Genomic DNA, 25,130 nt, shown 5'->3' with positions numbered 1-25,130 from the left:
AAGCGTAGAAAAAGTCAAAAATTGCTATTAAATAAATAATTTATATGAAAAATATATTATTAATATTAGTTTTAAGTGTATTTTCTCTAAGTTATGCACAGAATAAAAATACTAAAAAAATGGAAAAACAAGTGTATATAGTACACGGATATGGCGCTACGCCTGATAATCATTGGTTTAAGTGGTTAGAAGAAGAATTAAAAAAGCATAAAATTAAAGCTTATCGTATTGCAATGCCTTCTCCTGATAATCCAAACGTTGATGATTGGATAGCAACACTTAAAAAACAGGTGAATGTAACACCTCAAACAGTAATAGTAGCGCATAGCTTGGGTACGATTACTACTCTGGATTTCCTATTGGAGAGCAAAAAAGAACCTAAAGGTATTGTACTCGTATCGGGATTTTATGAACCAGTACCCAATCTTGAGAGCTTAAACCCATTTGTAGAGAAGTTTTCAAGTTTCAAACATTTGCCAATGGTAGGTAAAGCAGTGGTTATTTCAGCTATAGATGACGATATAGTACCCACTCAGCTAAGTGATAATCTCTCTCGCTTGCTCAATTGTGAGTTTATTCGTCTTCCACAAGGGAAACACTTTCTCGACCGAGGAGGATATACTGAATTTCCATTAGTGAGAGATAAAGTATTAGATATCTTTAAGGAGAAATAACAACAAATTATGCCCAACATTTTATTGCAACAATTAGAAAACGCACTTCCCGCAGGAATGCAAATCCCCGAAGAACTCCGCTAACTCTATCAGTGGATAGAAGATAACGGCTATTATGAGGACAGAGACGATGGTGTACGTTACGGATATCTATATCCTAAAAATCCTTTTAGGAATACGTACTTAGATGACGTAAACGTAGATATCGATATTGCCTTTTATATGGAAGAAGAAAACTTTCGTAAAGAACTCTTAACCATTTCTTTTGGTAAGAATGCCGACGATGCTGCTCAGCGTTTTTTGCAAATAGCCGAAAATATATATAATGGCTCTATGGTAGCTTTGTGGTTGGACTACAGAGGAACAACCCAAATAGTCCGTTGTGTGAATACGGTTGAAGAGGCAGACAACTGGGAAGTGGTAAAAAAGCAATTGAATTTCAGTAAAGTATCTATTCGCACAAAAGGAATAGATATTTTTATACCAATGGGCTCAGAGGATAATGGCTTAAATGATGATTTTGAAGGTTGGTATGATGCGATGATGTATGAATCGTAAAGAAAAATGAAAAATATTTTATTACAACAATTAGAAAATGCCCTCCCTGAGGGAATGCAAATCCCTGAGGAACTCCGCCAACTCTATCAGTGGATAGAGGACAATGGTTATTATGAGGACAGAGATGGCGTGCGTTATGGCTATCTCTATCCACAAGATAAGCTAAGAGAGAGCTGGAAAGAAGACGAACGTGAAGGCGGTACTGATATTTCGTTTTATGTAGCAAAACCCTCAGAACGTGAGGAGCTGTTAGAGATTTCTTTCGGGAAACATAAGGGGGAAACTGCACAGCGTTTGCTTTCCTTTGCACAGAGCGGAGGGGATGGTTCGGAATGTGCCCTATGGCTCGACGATGAAGGGCGTACCCAAATCGTGCATATCGGGTCGGGTTCAGGCTCTATGATGACCTGTATATTGGTGAAAAACGCCTTGGATTTCTTGCGCCTTTTAGCCATTGGCTATGATGAAATTTGCTGGGACGAGTATTATCCACTCCCCCCTAACAGTGATAAGAACGAAATGTTCGTCCACCCCAATACACAATACCAAGAGTGGGTGCAAAATACGTTTCATACCACTATCCCCGCAATAGGATTAGAAGTGGTAACCCCTCATAATATGGACGACGAAGCAACCGATGACCCTTTTTTAAATTGGTTTTATGAGATGACAGATGAGTAATAAGAAGTGATTATGCATCTTTATGCTACCTATAATCAAATGAAAAACAGCTATGGGAGATAGAAATACAGAAAAAAAGTTATTTCGAGACAAACTTTTAAAAGGTTTAGACGTTGCTTACAAGCGAATGATAGCCGAAAAGCGGAAGAATAATCAAAAGATTGTGGTGCGCCGTGAGGGAAAAATCGTTACTATTAATCCGTAGAGAAAAGCATTAAATACTAATTACAAACATCAATTATTTTTTTATTATTGCATTCTTATTAAAATATTTTTAGTAATTTTGCCTTACCTTTACAATAATGATTAAGATTAAAATGCTATGGGACTAAAATTCTTAGAAGAAATTAAACAAGGCATCAGAAGTGCCTCATTGAAAAAGGATATTATCTGTTATTACATCAATAACGGAGATGATACACTTGCCGACCTTGGCAAGGAACTGAACTTCAGTGTACCTACCGTTACTAAAATGGTGGGCGAACTGATAGAAGATGGTATAGTGATGGACTTTGGGAAGATGGAAACCCCAGGAGGTAGACGTCCTAATATCTATGGATTGAACCAAAGTTCGGGATATTTTATAGGTGTAGATATCTCTCAAAAACGCGTTCATATAGGGCTTATCAATTTTAAGGGAGATTTGATAGATGAACAGATGGATATCTCTTTTGAGGAAGCGCATCCTCACGAGCGTTTTGAACGTTTATGTGAAATAATAGAAGATTTTATGAGCCATACAGTGGTGCCTAAGGACAAAATACTGAGTATTGGCATTAATATTTCAGGGCGTGTGAACCCTCAAACGGGGCATAGTTATAGTTTCTTTTATTTCGATGAACGTCCGCTTACTGAAATGTTTGAAGAAAAATTGGGTATAGATGTCTCTATTGATAACGATTCGCGTGCGATGGCTTATGGTGAATATATTAAAGGGCGCGTACAGGCTGAAAAAAATATCATCTACGTGAATGTAGGTTGGGGATTAGGCTTAGGAATCATCGTTAATGGGCAGCTATATTATGGGAAATCAGGCTTTTCAGGTGAGTTTGGGCATATTACTGCCTTTGAAAACGAGATATTGTGCCACTGTGGTAAGAAAGGTTGCTTAGAAACAGAGGCTTCGGGCTCTGCTCTTTATCGTAAATTCTTGGAAAAACTTCATAACGGTCAATCGTCTTTACTTACTCAACAGAAGGAAAATGAAGACGAAATTACACTCAACGATATCATAGATGTAGCTTTGCAGGAAGATATATTGGCTATAGAACTTATTGAAGAGGTGGGGAATACACTAGGTAAACACGTGGCGGGTCTCATCAACCTATTTAATCCTGAATTGGTGATTATTGGTGGTACTCTTGCTAATGCAGGCGACTATTTGATATTGCCTTTGCGCAGTGCTATCAAGAAGTATTCTTTGAATTTAGTGAATAAAGACTCTTCGATAAAAGTATCAAAATTAGGTGATAAGGCGGGTCTATTAGGAGCAAGTCTCCTCGCCCGTAGTAAATTTATAGGATTGATATGAGAGAGCAACAACTTCAGGCTTTTGGGAGACTTCTCGATATAATGGACGACCTGCGTGCGAAATGTCCGTGGGATAAGAAACAAACAATACAATCGTTGCGCCATCTCACTATTGAAGAAACTTATGAATTGGGCGATGCTATCCTCAGTGGCAATCTGCAAGAAGTGAAGAAAGAACTCGGTGATTTGTTACTTCATATTGTTTTCTATGCCAAAATAGGTAGTGAAACGGGTGATTTTAATATTGCTGATGTGGCAAATGGTGTGTGTGAAAAACTCATTGAACGGCATCCGCATATCTATGGAGATGTGAAAGTAGACAACGAAGACGATGTAAAGCGCAATTGGGAAAAAATAAAACTCAAAGAAGGTAACAAGAGCGTACTGGGAGGCGTGCCTAAAAGTTTGCCTGCATTAGTAAAAGCTACTCGTATACAAGACAAAGTGGCAGGTGTAGGCTTCGATTGGGATAATATAGACGATGTTTTTGCGAAGATAAAAGAGGAAATAGATGAACTACACGCCGAAGTAAAAGCGCAAAAACAGACAAATATTGAGAGTGAGTTTGGCGACGTTCTTTTTAGTCTTATTAACTATGCCCGATTTTTGAAAGTAAATCCTGAAGATGCCTTAGAGCACACTAATCGTAAGTTTATAACTCGGTTTCAATACTTGGAACAACGAGCCAATGAGAAGGGAAAATCACTCAAAGATATGACCTTACAAGAAATGGAAACTTATTGGCAAGAAGCTAAGAAAATAGTAAAACAATAAAAAACAATGGCAATACAAAAACCAAGCATACCTAAAGGCACTCGTGACTTTTCACCAGCCGATGTGGCCAAACGCAACTTTATTATTAACACTATTAAAAATACTTTTAACGCTTTTGGATTTCAGCCTATCGAAACGCCCAGCTTTGAAAATTACGATACATTGATGGGTAAATATGGCGAAGAAGGCGACCGTCTTATCTTCAAGATACTCAATTCAGGTGATTTTACAGAAGGAGTTAAACAAGACGATTGGGAAACTAAGAATACTCAGAAGCTCACTCCCCAAATATCAGAAAAAGCACTCCGTTATGACCTTACAGTTCCTTTTGCACGCTATGTAGTACAACACCAAAATGAACTGACTTTCCCCTTTAAACGTTATCAAATTCAGCCTGTTTGGCGCGCTGACCGTCCGCAAAAAGGACGTTTCAGAGAGTTTTACCAATGCGATGCCGATGTGGTAGGTAGTACCAGCTTGTGGCAGGAAGTGGAGTTCGTACAGCTCTATGACACCGTATTTACAGCGCTCAATCTTAAAGGGGTGACTATTAAGATTAACAACCGCAAAATTCTCAGCGGTTTTGCCGAAGTGATAGGGGAGAGTGATAAACTCGTCGACTTTACCGTAGCTCTCGATAAGCTCGATAAGATAGGCGAAGAGGGTGTTATCAAGGAAATGATGGAAAGAGGTATCAGCCACGAAGCTATTAGCAAGTTACAACCTATCTTTACACTTAAAGGAGCTCTTGCTGAAAAGCTCACGGCTCTGAAAGAGATACTAAAAACTTCTGAAACGGGGTTGAAAGGTATTGAAGAGGTGGAGTTTATAGCACAACAAATAGAGCGGCTTACCTTACAAACAGCTATTTTAGACCTCGATGTTACCCTCGCACGTGGACTGAATTATTACACAGGAGCTATCTTTGAGGTTACTGCTCCAGCGGGAGTGAAAATGGGTTCTATTGGTGGAGGAGGACGTTATGACGACCTTACGAGCATCTTTGGATTGAAGGGGATAAGTGGTATAGGTATCTCGTTTGGTTTAGACCGCATAGGATTGGTGATGGAAGAACTGAATCTTTTTCCTGAATCACTGAGCAATAGCATAGAAGTGCTTTGTATAAATTTTGGCAATAACGAAGCTTTACAGAGTATGAAACTATTGAAAGAGTTGCGTAAACTCGGAAAAAGAGCAGAACTCTACCCCGATGCAGCTAAGATTAAAAAGCAAATGGAATATGCTAATAAGCGAAGCATTCCGTTTGTAGTGATGATTGGGGAAAGCGAGCTTACTAAAAATACTTTTGTATTGAAAGATATGCTTAAAGGCACTCAAAAAGAATATAATTTTAATGAGGTAAATGAAGCATTATTTTAATAATATATTAATTATAGAAATATATAAAGGGACTGATATATCATCAGTCCCTTTTTTATTGTATGCTTTGTTTGATTGTTGTTTAAACAATAACGGATAATAAGAAGATAGATTTACTTCACTATTATCTGAACCGTATCTGAAGCCACTTGTTTAAGCAGCACTTCTTTGTTCATTTCCACTTCTTTAATAGCCTCTTCCGTAGCGTGGCGAATGGTATAAAGTGTTACGTTCTCAGTTACCGATACCTTAAAGCGTTCTTCCAACTTTTCTAAAAGTTCAGTTAAGGTATCGAATTTGTTGTCTACACATACTGAAAAACTAATCGCCGAGTTCTGTATCACACTTACTTTCATCTTAGTCTTATGCAAATTCTTGAAGATATAGCTAATACCCTCTTCCATTATAAATGAAAAGTCAAGTGAAGAGAGAGAAAGCAGTATTTGTTCTTTCTTGAGGATAAAGCAAGGTACCTTTGGAGATAATTCAGCTACATTACACACAGCGCTTCCTTCAGCAGTAGGATTCAAAAACGAACGTACATAAAGAGGGATTTCCTTTTGTTGGAGTGGTTGTAGGGTTTTTGGGTGTATTACTGAAGCGCCATAAAAAGCGAGTTCTATAGCTTCCTTATAAGGGATTTTATGCAAGAGCTCTGTATGCTGAAAATATCGAGGGTCGGCATTGAGAACACCAGGTACGTCCTTCCATATCGTTACACTTTCAGCGTTTAAACAATAGGCAAAAATAGCCGCTGTATAGTCTGAACCTTCACGCCCTAAGGTAGTAGTGAAAAAATTTGCATCGCTTCCTAAGAAACCTTGTGTGATGTTCAGTAATGATTTGTTAATATGCATGCGAATGTTACTTTGTGTTTCTTCCCAGTCGATAGAGGCATCACGGTAATTACTATCTGTTTTTACGAGATTACGGACATCTATCCACGTGTTTTTAATACCATTGTCATTCAGATATTGACTGATAATAGTAGTAGAAATGAGTTCACCAAAGCCAATCACTTGGTCATATACAAAACTGTGTTTCGGCGACTTGTTGCGTTCTAAAAACGAAGTGAGCTCTGCAAACAAGCCATCTACTTTCCAATATACAGGGTGATTTTCATCGGTAAATAGTTCGCGAATGATATGGTAATGAAAGTCTTTTATCAGCTGAACGCTTTCCGAAAGTTTTTCTTGTTCTTTAAAATAGCTATTTACCACTACTTCTAAAGCATTAGTGGTTTTTCCCATTGCTGAAATCACGATGAGCGTATTAGCATAGCCTACCGTTTCTAATATTTTAGCGACATTGCGTACACCTGCAGCATCTTTTACTGAGGCGCCTCCAAATTTAAATATCTGCATTTCCTTTAGATATGAGGTAAAGTCTGCGACAGCAGAGTATGGTAAGAGGTAAGTAATAAACCTAAATACCCAAAATACCGAGATTAACAGTGCAAAGGTAGTGTATTTTAGTGAAAAGAGAAAAGTGAAGATTAAAAAATGTCATTTGGAAGTGATATTGTTATATTTCTAACGTTCTTTTTTATCTGTTGTTTTAGACATTTAATAAAAAATAATGAGTGTTGAGAAGTACTTCTCAACACTCATTTGTATAGTCAAGTATCAAACTATTTTTATTTGTTTCCAGCCTGTTTTTTAGCGTCTGCTTTCATCTTTTCATTAGGAACGATTACTACATTCACACGGCGGTTTTTAGCTCGTCCATCAGCAGTTTCGTTACTTGCTACAGGGTTTCTTTCGCCATACCATTTGGTAGTAAAACGGCTACCTGCTAAACCTTTACTTTTAAAATAGTTAGTAACGGCTTGTGCACGCCGTTGTGAAAGACCTAAGTTGTACTCATCTTTACCTACATTATCAGTGTGGCCAGCTACTATCACATTAGTATCAGGATATTCTTTAAGAATAGCAGATAGTTTATCAAGTGTTTGTCTTGATTTGTTGTTGATGTTATACTTATTAGTATCAAAGTATACACCTCCGTTATTTTCGTCGAAAGTAACCACGATACCATCGTCTACACGTTTAACATCGGCACCTGGGATTTCTTCTTCTATTTTCTTAGCTTGTTTATCCATTTGGTTACCGATAACAGCTCCTGCAGCACCTCCTACTACTGTACCAAGTACGGCACCGAGTTCGCTGTTTTGTCCGTTACCTACGTTGTTCCCTAAAATAGCTCCTAATAAAGCTCCACCAGCAGCACCAATTACAGCTCCGCGTTGTGCTTTGTTAGAGTTGTTGTATGCCTCGCAACCGGTAAGCAATACAGCTGCCGATAAGGCTAAAACTACGATTTTTTTCATCTTCTGTTTGTATTAATCTTTAATTATTTTACAAAATTCATTGAGATAACAAAAGGTTTGCCATCTACTCTCACGGTTTGTTCCCACACCATTGAGTTGTCAGAAATACTTGCCAAATGCAAACGAATACCTTGTTTAGTTTCTGAAACATATTTTTCATTAGTAGGTTTCAACAGAAAATCATAGTATCCTGTTGATTTATCTACTTCTTGTACAATAAAAATGAAGTTTCTTTGTCCTGTTGAACAACCACTCGCGTTGATAGTATAGTGTCCGCGGTTGTTATTCGGAACGAATTTCCAAGTACTGCCTTCAAAGCATTCTTTGGAAGTATCGTTTAACAAGGTAACTTCATATTTACCTTTTTCACTATATGTGATGGATTGCAATGTCCATTCACCTTTAATAGCTTTATTAGCTATATTTGTTTCTTTGGGTTTTGCAGTCATTGAGCCTGAAGAACTCTTACAAGCCATTACCAATACTGCCATTACAAGTAAAAGTGCAATTTTTTTCATCTTTAATTGTTTTTGATTACGAGGGCAAAAATAAACTTTTTTTTCTCGCCCACCTAATAATTAACTAAATATTAACATTCTATTACTAAGTTATCATATGCCAAAAATACGTTTTTAGGCAATCTTTTTTGTATCTCATCGTGAAAACCAAAGGTTTGGCTCACGTGTGTGAGATAGGTGCGCTTAGGTTGTACATCTCCTATAATTTCCAAAGCTTCCGCTAAATTGAGGTGTGTAGGGTGTACATCATCTCTTAGGCAATTCAATACTAAAACATCTAAATCTCGTAGTTTTTCCCTTTCACTCTTATCTATATATTTGGCATCGGTAATATAACCTAAATCTTCTATCCGATAGCCTACGATGGGCAAATTGCCGTGCATTATGTGTATAGGTTCTATTATCTTACCACACAAAGTAAAAGGCGCTTCGTCTATTTCGTGAGGTATTACCGAAGGAGCTCCTTCATATCGGTTTTCAGTGGCAAAGATATAACCAAAACGAACTCTCAGCTCATCGATTACTCTTTTTAGTCCATAGATAGGCATATCGCCTTGCAAGCGTACAAAAGGGCGTATGTCGTCCATTCCGGCGGTATGATCGGCGTGCTCGTGAGTGAACAGTATAGCCTCCAAATGCTGTACATCGTTGGTGAGCATTTGCTGTCTAAAATCAGGACTGCAATCTATTGCAATATTAGTGTCTTCCCAACTGATAAGTGCCGAAGTGCGCAACCGTTTATCTTTGGGGTTGGTACTTTTCCCCACAGGGTGGTTGCTTGCTATTACGGGAATCCCTTGTGAAGTACCTGTACCGAGGAAAGTAATCTTCATAATGATAAATGATTAATGGTTAATGATTAATTTCACAAGTCATTAATCATTAACCACTAATCTTTAAACAATTAAAATTGTTATTTTTTATGTCTTGGCTCAGAGGATACAGTAAGTTTTTTACGTCCTTTAGCGCGACGGCGTGCTAATACTTTTCTACCATTAGCAGTTGCCATACGTTCTCTGAATCCGTGTTTATTTCTTCTTTTTCTCTTTGAAGGTTGAAATGTTCTTTTCATTGCTTGTTAATCTTTAAAATCTTATTAAAAATGATACTTTATCTCTCTATTTTATCAATAGCGGGGCAAAAGTACGTCAATTTTTTGGAATGACAAAATATTTTTTATTTTTTCTTGTGTAAAACCCTATATTCTTCGTAACACTGACTGATGGCTTCAAGCACTTGCAGGTCGTTTGCCGTCATTATAAAATCGTTAGAATAGTTGCAAGAGCGAATGATATCTTCTAACTCACTACGGTCTACTTGCAAAAGTTCTAATAGGGTTTCGCGGTCGTAACGGGTGGAAAGAGCATCGCTCAATTCGTTGTCTTTGCGCATCTCTCTCAGTTTGCGCATTTCTTTCCCTTTGGCGCCAAACGAGCGACTCAGCAAGTCGGCAGGGTTCATTACAGCGCTTAGCACTCTACCCACAGCACTTGCACTAGCTCTACTTTCATAACCTATATCTAACCCCGAAATGCTATAACGCGTATTGTCATTGATAGGTGCATTTTTAGCGTCAATATCCAAATAACCTGTGAGTTTATAAGGGGTTACAACTACTTCTTGTAAAGTATAAGCAAGCTCTGTCATTCCTATTTTCAACCCTTGATATTTTATCATATCGTTTGTTATGCGTATCTTGGTAGATTTATACCCTAAAAAAGAAATGTATAGCGTGTCGTTAGCACTTACTCTGATACTAAAATCACCTTTGTCATTGGTAGTAGTACCTCTTACTTTATTGAGGTTTAAGATGTGTACATTAGGCATTGGTTTATTGTTTTGCACACTGTAAATATGTCCGTGCAACACTGTTTCCTGAGCTACAAGTGTCGTCACACATAAAAACATACAAAACCATAATATCTTCTTCATCATACTTACTTCTTTTAAGGGTAAAAAAATGGGTGTTCGAGGAGTGCCCTCGAACACCCTAATCATATTAAAACATTAGTTCTTTACATTGAAGGCTTTTTCTTTAGGATAGTAAGCTACTGAACCCAAAGATTCTTCGATGCGGAGCAATTGGTTGTACTTCGCCATACGGTCAGAACGTGAAGCCGAACCTGTTTTGATTTGTCCGGTGTTCAAAGCTACTGCCAAGTCGGCAATAGTGTTGTCTTCTGTTTCTCCTGAACGGTGAGACATTACGGCAGTATAACCAGCGCGGTTTGCCATATCTACGGCTGCGATAGTTTCAGACAAAGTACCGATTTGGTTTACTTTGATGAGAATAGAGTTCGCAATACCTTTGGCAATACCTCTTTCAAGGATAGATACGTTAGTAACGAACAAATCGTCACCTACCAATTGTACTTTTTTGCCCAATTTGTCAGTAAGGAGTTTCCATCCGTCCCAGTCGTTTTGATCCATACCGTCTTCGATAGAGATGATAGGGTATTTAGCTACCAATTCAGCCAAGTACTCAGCTTGTTCAGCTGAAGTACGTACTTTACCTTTAGCACCTTCAAAGATAGTATAATCGTATTTGCCATTTTTGTAGAACTCAGAAGAAGCACAGTCTAAGGCGATTTTGATATCTTCACCCCATTTGTAGCCTGCTTCTTTTACAGCTTCTTTAATAGAATCGAGAGCGTCTTCGATGTCTTTAAAGTTAGGAGCAAAACCTCCTTCATCACCTACAGCAGTGCTCAATCCTTTTTTGTGCAATACCTTTTTAAGGTTGTGGAACACTTCTGAACCCATTTGGATAGCTTGTGAAAAGTTCTTAGCGTTCACAGGCATAATCATAAACTCTTGGAAAGCAATAGGCGCATCGGAGTGTGCCCCAGCGTTGATGATGTTCATCATTGGTACAGGCAAAGTGTGAGCACTTACCCCACCTACATAACGGTACAAAGGCAAACCGAGTTCTTCAGCAGCGGCTCTTGCTACTGCCAATGATACCCCAAGAATAGCGTTAGCTCCTAATTTAGATTTGTTAGGAGTACCGTCGAGCTCAATCATTGTTTTGTCGATAAGGTTTTGTTCGAAAACGTCCATACCTACGATTTCTTCTGCGATGATATCGTTTACATTAGCAACGGCTTTGAGTACGCCTTTACCCATATAACTTTTACCACCGTCGCGCAATTCAACGGCTTCGTATTCACCTGTCGATGCTCCTGATGGAACAGCAGCTCTACCAAGGAAACCATTCTCGGTCATTACATCTACTTCTACGGTTGGATTTCCTCTTGAATCCAAAATCTGACGTGCGTGCACGCTTACAATAATACTCATATATTTTGTTATTTAATTATTTACTTTGTTTAGGGGTTAGGGATATCGGACTTATCTGACTTTATAATGCTAATTGTCAATTGTCAATTATCAATTGTTAAAGCTTTCTCTTCCCCAAAAGAAAGGCGGTTCGATACCCAAAGCACGGAGGTAAGTATACCCTTGTCCGCGATGGTGACTCTCGTTTTCAATGAAGTATAATATCCATTGGGCAAAGCTGAAAGTCATTTGATAAATAGTGAATGGTTGGGTATAATCACCTACTTTTTGCCATTCACGGTCGAGAATTTCAGTAGCTCTATCCCACAAAGCCAATACTTCTGCTTTGGTAGTAGGAAAGGCTCCTTTTAAGAAAAGCGTGTGTTGCTCCTGAAATCTCTCTTTAAAAAGATAGTCCATAACTCTCAAAAACTCTTCTACCATTCCTGAAAACGGACGTAGGTTTGCAATGTTGAACTCAAAGAGGTCTTTCTCGGGGAAAGCCTCAATCACCTTGCGAGTGAGACCACGTACATCTTTTAGGTTAGTGAGCAATGCTTCGGGTGTAAGTAATTCTTTCATATTAATTGTTAGTGTTTAGTCCTTAGTTTTTAGCCTATATTTTATACTCTTCTTATCCTTTTCACGGCTTGTCCCTCTTCGGGGGTTCGGGGGTAATTTTCTAATTTTCACATTTTCTAATTCTCCAATTGCTTCACAAATTGGTCGAACAAATACGTCGCATCATTAGGACCAGGTGCGGCTTCAGGGTGATACTGCACACTGAAACACTTCTTGCCTTTCACTCGTAAACCCATCACAGTATTGTCGTTCAGGTGGGTATGCGTGATTTCCACATTAGGATTAGCTTCTGCCTCTGCTCTATTCACAGCAAACCCGTGATTCTGAGAGGTAATCTCGTCCTTACCTGTAAGCAAATTTTTCACAGGGTGATTAATACCACGGTGACCGTTGTGCATTTTGTAAGTGCTAATGCCGTTTGCCAGTGCAATAATCTGATGTCCTAAGCAAATGCCGAAGATAGGCAAATCTTCTGCTATCATCTGCTTTACTTGGGCAATCACCTCGGTGAGCGGTTCGGGGTCGCCAGGACCATTAGACAAGAAATAGCCATTGGGGTTCCACGCTTTAAGCTCAGCCAAAGGCGTGTTGTACGGAAATACTTTGATGTACATATCACGGGCTGCCAAGTTGCGCAAGATATTTTTCTTGATGCCGAAATCGAGTGCTGCTACTTTGTACTTCGCTTCTGGATTGCCAAAAAAATAAGGTTCAGTAACCGACACTTTCGATGCCAATTCTAAACCTTTCATATTAGGAATCTCATTTAAGCGAGCTTTGAGCAGTGCTAAATCGTCAGTTTCTGTGGAAATAACAGCGTTCATCGAGCCATTATCACGAATATAACTCACCAAAGCGCGGGTATCTACTTCACAAATGGCTACCAAGTGGTTACGGTCTAAAAAGTCTTTCAAGGTTTCCTCGGCAACAGCACGGGAGGCATCATAACTAAAATTTCTACATACCAGCCCTGCAATTTTCATACCATTCGATTCGTTGTCGTCTTCACAGATACCGTAATTGCCGATATGAGCATTGGTCATCACCATAATCTGACCAAAGTACGAAGGGTCAGTAAATATTTCCTGATAGCCCGTCATACCCGTATTGAAACACACTTCACCAAAAGCAGTACCTTCATAGCCAACGCTTTTACCATAAAAGGCAGTGCCATCAGCAAGGAGTAATACCGCTTTTTTCTTTTGTTGATACTTCATTGTGCTATTTCCTTAAATCGACTGCAAAGGTACAAAATATTTTTGAAATATAAATAATCAATGATATTTTTTAGCCTAAACCTATTAAAATTATTTCAATATTACCCTGAAATACAATCAATATTCATCTTATCTCCATCTTATCTCCTTCTTATCTTCACCTTATCTCCATTCATCGTTCGTTCATTCTTCGTTTATTGTTCGTTCTTTGTTCGTTCTTTGTTCATTTGCCCGTGCGGCTCGCACCGTTTTTTGTTCGTTCATTGTTCGTTGTAGAACCACTGTAGACCCACTGTAGACCCACTGTAGAGCCACTGTAGAGCCACTGAAAGACCACTCATTGTTCGATTATCCCATAAGCTTTGTATAATCCTCCCCCAATTTCACCATTAATCATTAACCATTATTTAAATATTCATAAAAAAAAGTTCCTATTTCCAAAAAAATATTATACCTTTGTCATTATTTTAAATTCTAAAGCTATGAAACAACTATTTATTGCATTTCTCATTGTGTTAGGATTGAGTGCTTGTACCAATCCTGAAGAAGCTATAAAAGCGTATCAGCAACAAAAAGAAGCTATAGGTTTGCAAACTCCCGAAAAGCAAAATGAACTTTTAGGGCAGAACCCCGTTGCTTTTCAGCAGAACCTACAAGCCATAAGTAAACAATGCGCTGAGGTATTAACTAACGCTAAAGGATTACCTTCTGATTTTATAGTTAAAGAAGAGAAAGAGAACCAATACGAACTCTTGTCTCTTACTTCTGCTTATTTACTGAATCATCGTAAATATACCGAAGAAGAAGCCCCTGTTATGAAAGCCTTGGAAGAATCTCTTAAAGATGTAGATTTAGATAACGCTACCGATTTCGATGCGTATAATGCTTATAAAACCTTAGTACATAATTGCTTCCAACTGAAAATCTATCGCTATCAAGTGCAATATGAGTTCAACGACCCGTGGGGTAAGATTTTAGCCGATTTCAATACGCTCAAATCACAAAATATTAAAGAAGACCTTACCCCTTTGCTCATCGAAGGCGTATCAGCAACCTCCGCTGAGACTACCAATGAACAGATTATAGCCTTAGTGCAAAAGGCAGTAAAAGACGACGAACTGTTAAACGCTCTTTCAGGACGCATTGCTACAGTAAACCGACTTAAAGCAGGACAACCTTTCCCTCTTTTTAAAGGTCTTACCGACCTAAACGATAAAGAAGTGAAATATGAGAGTTTACCCCTCAAAGGCAAATTGCTATTTGTAGATATATGGGCTACTTATTGCCCTGATTGCCGTAAAGAGTTGCCCGCCTTAGAAGCCTTACAGCAATCCTATAAAGGTAAGCCTATTGTCTTTCTCAGTATTTCAGTAGACCGTGATAAAGAAGCGTGGAAAGAGATGGTAAAGAATGATAAACTAAGCGGTATTCATCTGTATACCACCCCAGAAGTGAAAGATACTTATAAGTTTTTGTACGACTTGCGAAGTATCCCTCGCTATATGCTTATCGATGCGCAGGGTAATATCATCAACAGCAATGCACCAATGCCTTCCGATGAGAATTTAAAGAAACTCATAGATACCCATTTGATGGCTATTAACAATCCCAAAGCCAAGTAACTTTTTTAAACCATAAACATAACATAAAATGAAAAGAATTCTATTTTTAGTAGCTTTATTGATGGCAATTCCTGCCTCAGCTCAGTTGCTTCGTCATAATTTCGACGAAGAAGGCGACACTTTTATTCAAGGTATTGTGCGTGGACAGTTTTGGGCTCGCCTTACCGAAACAAACCCTGGTACTACCGTACAAGGTGAACCTGCCGATAAGGTATTCGACCTTTCTGTAAGGCGTTATCGCTTAGGCTTCTTCGCCCAAGTAGAAAAGAAATGGTTGTTCTATATCCTAATGGGAAATAATAATCTCAACCAAAGTACCCTCCAAAGCTCCGATTTTCGTCTGCTCGACGTGCTCGGTCAGTATACTTTTAGCGAAAAATTGAGCATTGGGGTAGCCAAGACCACCTTTGCAGGAGCTGGTCGTTTTTCCAACGCTTTCTCTAACGGCTCTATGCTCACTCTCGACCCTTCCGTTTATTATCTTAACACCCTTAATCATTTCGATGATATGGGGCGTAGGATAGGTGTTTACGCCAAAGGACAGTTAGGAAAGATTGATTATTTCGTGTCTTTGCAAAATTCACCTGCCCCCTCTGATAATGTTCGTACAGCTTTTAATTATAGCAAAGGGCAACCCAAAGTGCTTACTTCCTCTTACCTAAAATATGAGTTTTGGGACGATGAGAGCAACAAATTGCCTACTAGCGGAGGTAATGGCACTTATTTAGGAACTAAACACATAATGAATCTCGGTATTGGCTATGAATATCAAGCTAAAATGAGAGAAATTACTGATGGGACTAATACTTCCTATCGCGATTACTTCAATTTAGGAATCGACTTCTTTATAGATACTCCTATTTCTGAACGCAACGACGCTATTACCGCTTATTTAGGCTTTAACAGCACTCATTTTGGTAGTGATTATGTGAGAAGTGTGGGTGCTAATAGCATTTTTGGAGGAGGAACCTCTCTTAATGGGGCTGGTAATGCTACTCCCGCCATAGGTACAGGTAGTACCTTATTCTTGCAATTAGGCTATCTGCTTCCTAAGTGGGAAAATTGTAATATCCGTGTACAACCCAATGCAGGCTGGCGATTTGCTAACTATAAAGCCCTCAACAGCAACGTGAATATCTATTCAGTAGGCGTGAATACTTATTTTAACGGACAAAAAAGCAAACTCTCCTTAGGCTATGAGAACCGCCCTATCTTCGATGCTACTGATAAAAAGGTAAGTACTCGCTTAGGTACTTTTGTGTTGCAATACCAAATAGAGCTTTAAGAGAGAATATTGGATAGTGAAAAGTCGTTTTTCTATCATATATTCTCCCTTCCAATTATTTAATTTGCATTGTATATCACCTCCTAAAAAATAAAAGAAGGCTGTCTGTTTTATATCAGACAGCCTTCTTTATATTAATATTGACATTAACCACTAATCATTAATCATTAAAAAAAGTGTTTTTTACTTTCTCTACAAAGTCTAACTTTTCCCAAGTAAAAAGCTCTACTTCTATCGTTTTTGTCTTGTGATAAGGTGACGAGAACACTTTGGTTACCACCTTAGGTGTACGTCCCATATGTCCGTAAGATGCTGTTTCGCTATAGATAGGATTGCGTAGTTTCAGGCGTTGTTCTATATCATACGGGCGCAAAGGGAAGATTTCTTGTATCTTCTTCGCTATTTCACCATCAGTGAGGTTTACCTTAGCTGTACCATAAGTATTTACGTACACGCCCGTAGGTTCGGCTACCCCTATGGCGTAACTTACTTGCACCAATATCTCATCGGCTACTCCTGCGGCTACTAAGTTCTTAGCGATGTGCCGCATAGCATAAGCTGCACTGCGGTCTACCTTGCTCGGGTCTTTGCCGGAGAAAGCGCCTCCGCCGTGAGCTCCTTTACCGCCATACGTATCTACGATGATTTTACGACCAGTCAAGCCTGTATCGCCGTGAGGGCCTCCTATCACGAAGATACCCGTAGGGTTGATGTGGTAAATAATCTTGTCGTCAAAGAATGGTGCATATTGAGGATACTTTTTAATCACACGCGGTATGAGAATGTTCACAATGTCTTCTTTTATCTTTTGAAGCATCTTCTTTTCCGTGTCGAATTCGTCGTGTTGGGTAGAAATCACAATCGTATTTACGCGCAGCGGTTTGTTATCATCGCTGTATTCAAGGGTTACTTGGCTTTTCGCATCGGGGCGCAAATAGGTAATCTCTTTGTTTTCACGACGTAAATCGGCTAATTCTCTCAGCAAAGCGTGCGAGAGGTCTAAGGCAAGAGGCATATAGTTTTCGGTTTCGTTTACCGCATAACCAAACATCATTCCTTGGTCGCCAGCCCCTTGTTCTTCGGGGTTACCGCGGTCTACCCCCTGATTGATATCGGGCGATTGTTCGTGAATTGCCGAAAGCACACCACACGATTTGGCTTCAAACATATAGTCGCTTTTAGTATAGCCAATTTTCTCAATCACGTTGCGCGCAATTTGTTGTACATCTATGTAGGTGTTCGATTTTACTTCCCCAGCCAATATTACCTGACCGGTAGTAACTAAAGTCTCGCACGCCACCTTCGAATGAGGGTCGAAAGCAAGAAAGTTGTCGATTAGAGCATCGCTTATTTGGTCTGCGATTTTGTCGGGGTGTCCTTCAGAAACGGACTCAGAGGTGAATAAATATCCCATTGGTAATTATGATTTAGTAGAGGACGCAATTGTAAAGAAGAATGGGGAACCGACGTGAAAAGCAAGTAAAGATTACTGTTTTAGCATTTTTCGGGGAGTACCCCAAGAGGTTGCAATCAGTACAAATTTGTCCTCTTGTTATGTTTTTCGGTGCAAAGGTATAAAATAATTATAAATGAACAATTATAAATAAATAAATTTCTCTACTGTTCATTCGCTCACACCTGTTTGTCGTGCTAATTGCCTGTGTGGCTCGCACTTCACTGTGTGGCTCACACTAAAGTCCTATCACTATCCCAACACTCGGTATAAAACCACTACTGAAAACACTTTTGTCCTTCTTGTAGAGCACATTGTAGCTCACACCTATCTGTATATACACATTACCCCCCACATTTTGCATATAACCAGCTCCCACATACAAGGCGTCTTCCTCAGTATTGTATTTGTAATTGGTGCTTTTATGCTTCTGAGAGATAAAATAATGCTGATAAGAACTACTCACATACGCCACCCTACCTATGTAATAGGTTAAAGCAGGGCCTACGCCCACTAACAAACTGCGGTAGTATTCCGAGTTTTGAAAAGAACCATTCACTACAGCAGCAAGCTCCAAATCCTCAGTGATTTTGTACCCCAGGCGTGGCGATATATCAATCCCCAATCCATAAGTGGAGTAGCCAATGCCTATATTTCCCCCATAAGTCCAAGAGTTAGGACGGCTGTTTTGGTAATCAGGGTCTAAAATGTTAGGACTTTGTGACCAAGCTAAGTGGCTCATAACAAGGAGTGTGATAGCTGATAAAAAGCGCTTCATATTCATATGTTTATATTTTTCGGCAAAGATAATAAATAATTGCAAATAGCCAAATCTTACCTTATCAATAAGCAATGGCGTATTTTTCTATAAGATAATACTTTTTTAGAAAAACCAATAACAGAACATAAGTGTAACTACCTTATAGCGCTCAGTCAAGGTGTACAAAGGCTTTCAGTAACATTCCTATATCTATCTTCCAAGATTCGTTCAAGCTTCCTATAAGCTTCCTATAAGCTCCATATAAAAATTTTTTTACCTCAAAAAACGCTCATAAAAAATATATTCATCACATTTTCAGTATATAAACTCTCAAAGTTCTAAAAACGCCATTTTGTCAATAAATAGGCTATAAAACATATTTATTTTCTGTTTTGAGTTCTATTTTTAGAAAAATATTCTAAATGAAGAATCTCTTTTTTCTTTTGTTTGTTTTTTTCATTTTTTTTTAGAAAACTTTGCACTGAAAAATAAAGCGATTTATGAATTTGAAAAATTTATTAGTTTTTGTAGGTATTTTCCTTTGGGTATTACCTTCCTTAGCGCAAAATGTAACAATTAAGGGCTCGGTGAAAGACACTAAAGGTGAACCTATGATGGGTGCTTTTGTCTTTATAAAAGGCACCCAACACGGTACTTCTACTGACTTTGATGGCAACTATACTCTCAATGCCCAAGTAGGCGATGTACTCAAATATTCATTCTTGGGAATGAAATCCGTCGAAAAGAAAGTAACGGCAGGTGTAACCCAAATAGATATCGTCCTCCAAGACGATATTCAGCAATTAGAAGGTACAGTGGTAACTGGCTATGGAGGCAAAAAAATAGCCAGTCGCACGGTGGCTTCGGTAGCTACTGTAAAAGGCAAAGATTTTGCCGAAACTCCTAATGCTAATATCACCGATGCACTACAAGGTAAAGTGGCAGGTATGGTGGTAACTACCGAGTCCGGAAGACCAGGAGCAAGCTCTTCGGTACTCATTCACGGACTCAACACATTTATGTCAGTTTTTGATAAGACGATAGTCTCAGAACCTTTGTATATAATAGATGGTGCCCCTGTAAGTGGCGATATAATGACGATGTATAACCCTACCGATATAGAAAGCGTAACAGTACTCAAAGATGCTGCTTCTACTTCTATCTATGGAGCTCGTGCTGCCAATGGGGTGATTTTAATTACTACCAAAAGAGGTAAACGCAATGAGCGCACTCATATTACTATTAATCATCAGTTGGGCTTCTCAATGCGCACCAATGTAACTCGCAAATTTTTTGATAATATGGCGAGCCCACAAGAGTATATGGACTTTTGGGTAAAAAAAGACCCCAATGCTATTGTAGCTTTCGGTAGGCGTTCGGGCTACACTCAAACTACGGCAAGAGCTATCGCCGATAGTATCTTGGCGGCAAATCCTTATAATACACGTTGGGATAAAGTTTTCTTTCGCGATTTCGCTCCTATCTCACGTACCGATGTGTCTATTTCGGGAGGAAGTAATACTACTTCTTATTACATTTCGTTGGGCTACTTAGACCAACAGGGTATAAAGGCGCGTTCGGACTACAAGCGCTATAATCTCAATACTAATTTAGACACACAAATAACCGATTGGCTTAAAGCAGGACTTTCAATCTCCTTAGGAACTACCACTGCCGAAGGAGTATCGAATGCTGGTAGTGAAACCGATATATTGTCGCTTCCTATTTATTCTCCCAAAGAGAGCGATGGAAAGAGAAAGAATTACATTCCTTCTTTTATTAATCGTCAAAATGGCTTTTTTCACCCTGATTATATGGCTGAAAAATACCCTTCTATTGATTATACTGAGGATATATTGCCTATAGGGTATTTATTAATAGAACCTATCAAGAACCTGACATTTAAAAGCCAAGTAGGGATACAGTATAATGTAAATGAAACTGAAAGCAAAGGACCTCTGCCTTCTTATATAGATTATCGTTATAGTAATGATAGTAGCAAAACGGTAGCACAAACCTTTCGCTATCTCAATAAATACATACAGCGTACTTATACTAACCTATTGCAATACAAATGGAATATAAAGAACGTACACGATTTTGACTTTTTATTGGGGCAAGAATCTATCGAAACGCTGTGGCGCTCGTTCAACGCATCGTCTAAGGGGCAACCTTCTGATGCTTTATCAATGCTCAGTCACGGAACTAAAGAATATAATGTAGGAGATAGCCAGTCTGAATCAGGATTTAATTCCTATTTTGCCCGTTTGGAATACTCTTATAAATACCGTTATTTTATAGACCTATCAGCACGCCGTGATGGTTCATCAGCCTTTGGTTCAAATAATCGCTATGCCAATTTCTGGGCGATAGGAGGAATGTGGAAACTCAAAGAAGAGAAGTTTTTGCAAAAGGTAAATTGGCTTACCAGCTTAGATTTGCGTTTTAGCACTGGTATTTCGGGTAACTCTTCTATTGGTGATTATCGCAATAGAACCTTGGTAGATGCTTCAAAATTATATAAACAAACACCAGGTTATTTTATTGCGATGCTCGGTAATCCCGATATTATGTGGGAAGAACAACAGAAAACAACACTCGGCTTGCACATCGGTATCGCCAAAGGTACTACTATCAATTTTGAAGTGTATGAGCGTAATACCCATAAAACTCTTGCACAACGTTATATAAACTCAGCGTCGGGTTTTACTTCTATTCCGGATAATATAGGTGATATGCAAAATAGAGGTTTTGACCTTACTATTTCAACGATTGCGTATAGAAGTAAGAATAATGATTTAAGCATACGTCCTTATTTCAATATGAATTACAATGAACAGAAGGTAACCTCGCTATTCTTGAGCAAAGATAATTTTGTGAATAGACTTTTTAATAATGGATATAGGCTAAATGAACCATTACAATGGGCATTGCCAATATTTAAGGGTATCAATAAAGACGGAGATGCCGAATGGTATCAACGAAACGAAGATAACCCTATGATACAACAAAAAGACGACTCCAAAGTTACAACCCAATTCAGTGAAGACCTAATACAAACTACAGGCAAGAAAATGTTTGCACCTATCAATGGTGGTTTTGGGCTAAGTGCTACTTATAAGAATGTATCACTCGATTTGGCATTTTCTTATGCTTTGGGCAAATGGCTTATCAATGAAGACCGATACTATACTTTAAACCAAAGCACTTTTGGAGGTAAGAATTTCAATAGAGAATTGTTTAACTATTGGAAACAAGAAGGCGATGATACAGAGTTGCCTAAACTCAGTAGTGCTTATTATATGCGCAAAGATACCCGCTTACTCGAAAATGCCTCTTATATGCGCTTGAAGAGTATAAGTTTAAGTTATGCGCTTCCTCAGGAGGTAATAGACCAAATGAGATTCTTTTCAGGGGTACGCCTATATGCATCGGCACGTAATATTTTTACCATTACCAAATATTCAGGAGCCGACCCTGAGTTTTCTAATACGTTATCAAGAGGAGGTTATCCGCCTGCTCGTCAATTTACTATAGGTGTAGAACTTAAATTCTAAAAAGGGAAAATGAAAAAAATAATATATATAGCACTTTTATGTTCTTTTTTGGTGTCGTTGCCTACGGGTTGTGCTCGTTTGGATTTAGACCCCTATAATTACGCCAGTGAGAATACTAGCTTTAAAAATAAACGCGATGCCGAGATGTGGGTAAATGGGATGTATAACGCTTTGCGTGATTACAATCAGGGGCAACAGATGTATGCCTCAGACCTCCAAGCCGATTATCTCAACGCAGCTGCGGGAGCGATGGAAAAGTTGCCCGATATGCATCGGTGGTCTACGTTTGCTTCTTCAGAGCACGCTACTGCCTCTATATGGAAAGAACGCTTTCTTATCATTCAAGATATAAACACGGGTATTAAGGGCTTCCCTAATATACCTGAGCAATCAGAAATACAAGAACTTACAGGAGCTCTCTACTTAGGGCGAGCCTATTGCTTTACCTATTTGGTTACGCACTTTTGCAAACCTTATAACAGTAGTACAGCAACTACCGATTTAGGTTTACCTCTGCTTACAGCTCCTACGCTCAAGAACTTTCCTCCGCGAAGTAGTGTAGCCGAAACCTATGATTTTATACTCAGTGATATTCAGAAAGCCGAAACCTTATTGACAAACCAAACAGGAGTAGCAGGAGCTGATACTTTCACCCTCGATGCTGCCAGAGCTCTCAAAGCAAGAGTCTTGCTCTATAAAAATGACTGGGCACAAGCCTACCAAGTAGCAGTAGCACTTATCAATACTAATCGCTATCCATTGGCTACCTCTGCCGATGCTTTCAAGAAAATATGGACAGAAGATGATAATACCGAGAGTATTATCCAGTTATACGCAGCTGTCAATGCAGGAGTTTATGAAACTTCCGATAATACCAATGAGCTCTATTTAGGCGAAAGTGAAAGTTTCTTTTTCCCAGGACAGATAGACGCCAATCCTAATGTATTGCCCACTCAGGATTTTATAGATTTATTTACTACTGACGACTGGCGAAAAGATGTTTTCTTGAAAGAAGTAACCATAGGGTTTAGCTCTCTTTATGCTGTAAACAAGTATCCTCGAAATAGAGAATTAGAACCTATTGATAGTTATAATTTTTATTATGGGCATAAGGCTAAGCTTTTCCGCATAGCTGAAACTTACCTTATAGCAGCCGAAGCTGCCTATAAAAACAATGATGAAACTAATGCTAAAAAGTACTTAAACCTATTACGTGCTGCAAGAGGGCTCAGTGCTATTACTACCTCAGGAAGCAACCTTTTTGCCGACATACAAAACGAGCGCAATAGAGAGTTAGCTTTTGAAGATTTCCGCCTGTATGACCTTAATCGCTGGGGATTGCCTGTAAAAAGAGGCACTCCTCAGGATGTAACGGCTATTAGGAATACTCCTGCCTCTGATTATAGTGAACTCAATATTCAGGTAGGAAGTAATTACTATTACAAAATAGTATGGCCTATACCAGTAGATGATATAGACTACGAACAAGGCAATTGGAAACAAAATCCTAATTGGTAATCCTATAATTAGCAAATTAGTAAATGTGAAAATTTGCTAATTTGCTAATTTTCTAATTTATAAAAATATGGAATATTACGAATTATACAAAAAACTAAAAACAGTTTTCGATACCCAGCGCGATACCGAATTACCCGAGCTGGGTATTCGTATTTTGCATAATAGCTTCTTCTCCGAAGGGGCTAAGTATTACCTGCCAGGAAGTCCGCATTTGTTTTGTCAAGAACATAACTTATCGTTTCCTTCTCAGCTTAATGATGCGCAAGACGACCTTCATTGGGCTGACTATGATGTGGATTGTAATATTCATTTCCAGTATCATATAATACAACCTTTAGGAACTCCAAAAGCTGAAGGGGTGATTATTGTATTCCACGGACTCAACGAAAAGAAATGGGATAAATACTTACCGTGGGCTTATGGATTGGCAACACAAACAGGTAAGGCAGTAATGCTCTTCCCAATAGCCTTCCATATGAGTCGTGCCCCTGAGCGATGGAGCTCTCGCCAAGAAATGTACATTATTGCACAAAAGCGTATGAATGAGTTTCCGGATAATTCCGAAACCTCTTATGTGAATGCGGCGACTTCTACGCGTTTAGATGCCTTTCCTCAACGTCTCTTTTGGTCGGGGTTGCAAACATATAACGATATAGTACAGCTCATCACTGACCTAAAAGCGGGCTTGCTCCCTACCATTGCACCTACGGCTACGGTAGACCTCTTTGGGTATTCCATAGGCTCTTTCCTTTCTGTAATATTGATGATGGCAAATCCCCAAGGCTATTTTGCTAATTCCAAGCTCTTTTGCTTCTGCGGAGGTATGACTATCGACCGTATGTTCCCCATTTCTAAATACATAATGGACGGACGTGCAGCGATAACAATGCAGAAAACCTTTGCAGAACTGCTCAGCACCAATTTCAAAAACGACGACCGCCTAAGACATTATCAAGACAGTAACCTTCATTTTGGTGAGGGTTGGTTCAAAACGATGTTGCGCTACAACTATTACCAGAAAGAACGTGAACAGCGCTTTTTGCAGTTGGAGAAGCAAATCAAAGCTTTAGTATTGGAGAAGGACGAGGTAACACCTCCTATTGAGGCACTTAACACCCTTAAAGGAGGCTACAGAAATATCAATATAGAGGTACAAATAGAAGATTTTCCTTATCCGTATACCCATATGAGTCCGTTTGCTCTCACTACCAAGAATGCCCCCCAAGTAACCGAGGCTTTTGAGAGGTTTGTAACATCGGCAGTAGCGTTTTATTTAGGTAAAAGATAAAAGGTAAAAGGTAAAAGGTAAAAGGGAAGTACAGGAATAACGAATGACGAACAAAAGACGGTGCGAGGTCGTAGCACGACAGGCAGGTGCGAGCCACACGGGCAGATAAACAAAAGACGAAGGAA

Annotated in this window: 23 protein-coding genes and 1 pseudogene; 12 read left to right on the top strand and 12 right to left on the bottom strand. The window is 39.0% G+C overall.

From position 1 onward, the window contains the following. Positions 1–44: 44 nt before the first annotated feature. The 7 genes and pseudogenes from HW278_RS02735 (at position 45) to hisS (ending at position 5,597) form a co-directional block, all read left to right on the top strand. Positions 45–674 (top strand): RBBP9/YdeN family alpha/beta hydrolase, encoded by a 630-nt coding sequence (locus HW278_RS02735; RefSeq protein ID WP_178976855.1) that lies wholly within the window; start codon positions 45–47, stop codon positions 672–674. Between the two features lie 9 nt (positions 675–683). Continuing rightward, positions 684–1,232: pseudogene (locus HW278_RS02730) on the top strand (hypothetical protein). A 6-nt stretch (positions 1,233–1,238) separates the two neighbouring features. Continuing rightward, positions 1,239–1,913 (top strand): SMI1/KNR4 family protein, encoded by a 675-nt coding sequence (locus HW278_RS02725; protein ID WP_178976854.1) that lies wholly within the window; start codon positions 1,239–1,241, stop codon positions 1,911–1,913. A gap of 52 nt (positions 1,914–1,965) precedes the next feature. Continuing rightward, on the top strand, positions 1,966–2,118 hold the full coding sequence (locus HW278_RS02720; protein WP_002673339.1) for a hypothetical protein: 153 nt from the start codon (positions 1,966–1,968) through the stop codon (positions 2,116–2,118). Positions 2,119–2,235: 117 nt separating this feature from the next. Further along, entirely contained in the window at positions 2,236–3,444 is a 1,209-nt protein-coding gene (locus tag HW278_RS02715; protein WP_178976853.1) for an ROK family transcriptional regulator, read from the top strand. Beyond that, entirely contained in the window at positions 3,441–4,217 is a 777-nt protein-coding gene (mazG, locus tag HW278_RS02710; protein ID WP_178976852.1) for a nucleoside triphosphate pyrophosphohydrolase, read from the top strand. The genes HW278_RS02715 and mazG overlap by 4 nt, the downstream gene beginning before the upstream one ends. Before the next feature lie 6 nt (positions 4,218–4,223). Next, the gene (gene hisS / locus HW278_RS02705) at positions 4,224–5,597 is read left to right on the top strand and encodes a histidine--tRNA ligase (RefSeq protein ID WP_178976851.1); all 1,374 of its coding nucleotides are present in this window, start codon (positions 4,224–4,226) and stop codon (positions 5,595–5,597) included. A 113-nt stretch (positions 5,598–5,710) separates the two neighbouring features. On the opposite strand, the gene HW278_RS02700 is transcribed toward hisS, so the two are convergent. The 10 genes from HW278_RS02700 to HW278_RS12395 form a co-directional block, all read right to left on the bottom strand. Continuing rightward, entirely contained in the window at positions 5,711–6,961 is a 1,251-nt protein-coding gene (locus tag HW278_RS02700; protein WP_178976850.1) for an aspartate kinase, read from the bottom strand. Between the two features lie 272 nt (positions 6,962–7,233). Then, on the bottom strand, positions 7,234–7,926 hold the full coding sequence (locus HW278_RS02695) for an OmpA family protein (protein ID WP_009410919.1): 693 nt from the start codon (positions 7,924–7,926) through the stop codon (positions 7,234–7,236). 23 nt (positions 7,927–7,949) lie between these two features. Continuing rightward, a complete protein-coding gene (locus HW278_RS02690; RefSeq protein ID WP_002673313.1) occupies positions 7,950–8,444 on the bottom strand; it encodes a lipocalin family protein in 495 nt (164 codons plus the stop codon). Positions 8,445–8,515: 71 nt separating this feature from the next. Then, positions 8,516–9,277, bottom strand: a complete 762-nt coding sequence (locus HW278_RS02685) for an MBL fold metallo-hydrolase (protein WP_128091017.1) — start codon at positions 9,275–9,277, stop codon at positions 8,516–8,518. A gap of 80 nt (positions 9,278–9,357) precedes the next feature. Continuing rightward, on the bottom strand, positions 9,358–9,516 hold the full coding sequence (rpmH, locus tag HW278_RS02680) for a 50S ribosomal protein L34 (protein ID WP_002669412.1): 159 nt from the start codon (positions 9,514–9,516) through the stop codon (positions 9,358–9,360). Positions 9,517–9,620: 104 nt separating this feature from the next. Beyond that, a complete protein-coding gene (locus HW278_RS02675; RefSeq protein WP_009421677.1) occupies positions 9,621–10,379 on the bottom strand; it encodes a carboxypeptidase-like regulatory domain-containing protein in 759 nt (252 codons plus the stop codon). Positions 10,380–10,451: 72 nt separating this feature from the next. Continuing rightward, the gene (eno, locus tag HW278_RS02670) at positions 10,452–11,744 is read right to left on the bottom strand and encodes a phosphopyruvate hydratase (protein WP_016479086.1); all 1,293 of its coding nucleotides are present in this window, start codon (positions 11,742–11,744) and stop codon (positions 10,452–10,454) included. A 90-nt stretch (positions 11,745–11,834) separates the two neighbouring features. Further along, on the bottom strand, positions 11,835–12,305 hold the full coding sequence (locus HW278_RS02665; RefSeq protein WP_178976849.1) for a DinB family protein: 471 nt from the start codon (positions 12,303–12,305) through the stop codon (positions 11,835–11,837). Between the two features lie 116 nt (positions 12,306–12,421). Continuing rightward, positions 12,422–13,522: a glutamine-hydrolyzing carbamoyl-phosphate synthase small subunit gene (carA, locus tag HW278_RS02660; protein WP_178976848.1), complete on the bottom strand. Its 1,101-nt coding sequence runs from the start codon at positions 13,520–13,522 to the stop codon at positions 12,422–12,424. Positions 13,523–13,705: 183 nt separating this feature from the next. Continuing rightward, complete coding sequence (locus HW278_RS12395; RefSeq protein WP_255493715.1) at positions 13,706–13,837, bottom strand: hypothetical protein; 132 nt, start codon at positions 13,835–13,837, stop codon at positions 13,706–13,708. A gap of 167 nt (positions 13,838–14,004) precedes the next feature. Here HW278_RS12395 and HW278_RS02655 point away from each other — a divergent pair, with 167 nt between their 5' ends. Both HW278_RS02655 and HW278_RS02650 read left to right on the top strand, forming a co-directional pair. Further along, positions 14,005–15,144 carry a TlpA family protein disulfide reductase gene (locus HW278_RS02655; RefSeq protein WP_178976847.1) on the top strand — a complete coding sequence of 380 codons (1,140 nt, stop codon included), beginning with the start codon at positions 14,005–14,007 and terminating at the stop codon, positions 15,142–15,144. Between the two features lie 28 nt (positions 15,145–15,172). Beyond that, positions 15,173–16,429, top strand: a complete 1,257-nt coding sequence (locus HW278_RS02650; RefSeq protein ID WP_128091013.1) for a hypothetical protein — start codon at positions 15,173–15,175, stop codon at positions 16,427–16,429. A gap of 160 nt (positions 16,430–16,589) precedes the next feature. Here HW278_RS02650 and metK read toward each other — a convergent pair whose 3' ends face one another. Next, positions 16,590–17,843 (bottom strand): methionine adenosyltransferase, encoded by a 1,254-nt coding sequence (gene metK, locus HW278_RS02645; protein WP_002673303.1) that lies wholly within the window; start codon positions 17,841–17,843, stop codon positions 16,590–16,592. 277 nt (positions 17,844–18,120) lie between these two features. Next, positions 18,121–18,735 (bottom strand): hypothetical protein, encoded by a 615-nt coding sequence (locus HW278_RS02640; RefSeq protein ID WP_178976846.1) that lies wholly within the window; start codon positions 18,733–18,735, stop codon positions 18,121–18,123. Positions 18,736–19,142: 407 nt separating this feature from the next. Here HW278_RS02640 and HW278_RS02635 point away from each other — a divergent pair, with 407 nt between their 5' ends. The 3 genes from HW278_RS02635 to HW278_RS02625 all read left to right on the top strand — a co-directional run bounded on the left by HW278_RS02635 (position 19,143) and on the right by HW278_RS02625 (position 25,005). Further along, positions 19,143–22,199 (top strand): SusC/RagA family TonB-linked outer membrane protein, encoded by a 3,057-nt coding sequence (locus HW278_RS02635; protein ID WP_178976845.1) that lies wholly within the window; start codon positions 19,143–19,145, stop codon positions 22,197–22,199. A gap of 9 nt (positions 22,200–22,208) precedes the next feature. Continuing rightward, positions 22,209–23,717 (top strand): RagB/SusD family nutrient uptake outer membrane protein, encoded by a 1,509-nt coding sequence (locus tag HW278_RS02630; protein WP_178976844.1) that lies wholly within the window; start codon positions 22,209–22,211, stop codon positions 23,715–23,717. Positions 23,718–23,784: 67 nt separating this feature from the next. Continuing rightward, complete coding sequence (locus HW278_RS02625; RefSeq protein ID WP_178976843.1) at positions 23,785–25,005, top strand: DUF6051 family protein; 1,221 nt, start codon at positions 23,785–23,787, stop codon at positions 25,003–25,005. Positions 25,006–25,130 lie beyond the last annotated feature (125 nt).

Origin of the sequence: Capnocytophaga sp. oral taxon 902 (assembly GCF_013394735.1) — a bacterium.
In the GTDB taxonomy this organism is placed as follows: Bacteria; Bacteroidota; Bacteroidia; order Flavobacteriales; family Flavobacteriaceae; genus Capnocytophaga; species Capnocytophaga ochracea.
The sequence above is the reverse complement of the archived record's forward strand: the minus strand, read 5'-3'. Positions and strand labels throughout refer to the sequence as shown.

What these genes read in the sequence shown, in the direction of transcription:
- HW278_RS02700 (WP_178976850.1), bottom strand. Translation starts at nt 6,961, where the DNA reads ATGCAGATATTTAAATTTGGAGGCGCCTCAGTAAAAGATGCTGCAGGT.
- HW278_RS02725 (WP_178976854.1), top strand. Translation starts at nt 1,239, where the DNA reads ATGAAAAATATTTTATTACAACAATTAGAAAATGCCCTCCCTGAGGGA.
- HW278_RS02650 (WP_128091013.1), top strand. Translation starts at nt 15,173, where the DNA reads ATGAAAAGAATTCTATTTTTAGTAGCTTTATTGATGGCAATTCCTGCC.
- HW278_RS02675 (WP_009421677.1), bottom strand. Translation starts at nt 10,379, where the DNA reads ATGATGAAGAAGATATTATGGTTTTGTATGTTTTTATGTGTGACGACA.
- HW278_RS02715 (WP_178976853.1), top strand. Translation starts at nt 2,236, where the DNA reads ATGGGACTAAAATTCTTAGAAGAAATTAAACAAGGCATCAGAAGTGCC.
- metK (WP_002673303.1), bottom strand. Translation starts at nt 17,843, where the DNA reads ATGGGATATTTATTCACCTCTGAGTCCGTTTCTGAAGGACACCCCGAC.
- HW278_RS02685 (WP_128091017.1), bottom strand. Translation starts at nt 9,277, where the DNA reads ATGAAGATTACTTTCCTCGGTACAGGTACTTCACAAGGGATTCCCGTA.
- eno (WP_016479086.1), bottom strand. Translation starts at nt 11,744, where the DNA reads ATGAGTATTATTGTAAGCGTGCACGCACGTCAGATTTTGGATTCAAGA.
- HW278_RS02635 (WP_178976845.1), top strand. Translation starts at nt 19,143, where the DNA reads ATGAATTTGAAAAATTTATTAGTTTTTGTAGGTATTTTCCTTTGGGTA.
- carA (WP_178976848.1), bottom strand. Translation starts at nt 13,522, where the DNA reads ATGAAGTATCAACAAAAGAAAAAAGCGGTATTACTCCTTGCTGATGGC.
- HW278_RS02720 (WP_002673339.1), top strand. Translation starts at nt 1,966, where the DNA reads ATGGGAGATAGAAATACAGAAAAAAAGTTATTTCGAGACAAACTTTTA.
- HW278_RS02695 (WP_009410919.1), bottom strand. Translation starts at nt 7,926, where the DNA reads ATGAAAAAAATCGTAGTTTTAGCCTTATCGGCAGCTGTATTGCTTACC.
- HW278_RS02665 (WP_178976849.1), bottom strand. Translation starts at nt 12,305, where the DNA reads ATGAAAGAATTACTTACACCCGAAGCATTGCTCACTAACCTAAAAGAT.
- mazG (WP_178976852.1), top strand. Translation starts at nt 3,441, where the DNA reads ATGAGAGAGCAACAACTTCAGGCTTTTGGGAGACTTCTCGATATAATG.
- rpmH (WP_002669412.1), bottom strand. Translation starts at nt 9,516, where the DNA reads ATGAAAAGAACATTTCAACCTTCAAAGAGAAAAAGAAGAAATAAACAC.
- hisS (WP_178976851.1), top strand. Translation starts at nt 4,224, where the DNA reads ATGGCAATACAAAAACCAAGCATACCTAAAGGCACTCGTGACTTTTCA.
- HW278_RS02735 (WP_178976855.1), top strand. Translation starts at nt 45, where the DNA reads ATGAAAAATATATTATTAATATTAGTTTTAAGTGTATTTTCTCTAAGT.
- HW278_RS02625 (WP_178976843.1), top strand. Translation starts at nt 23,785, where the DNA reads ATGGAATATTACGAATTATACAAAAAACTAAAAACAGTTTTCGATACC.
- HW278_RS02690 (WP_002673313.1), bottom strand. Translation starts at nt 8,444, where the DNA reads ATGAAAAAAATTGCACTTTTACTTGTAATGGCAGTATTGGTAATGGCT.
- HW278_RS02630 (WP_178976844.1), top strand. Translation starts at nt 22,209, where the DNA reads ATGAAAAAAATAATATATATAGCACTTTTATGTTCTTTTTTGGTGTCG.
- HW278_RS02655 (WP_178976847.1), top strand. Translation starts at nt 14,005, where the DNA reads ATGAAACAACTATTTATTGCATTTCTCATTGTGTTAGGATTGAGTGCT.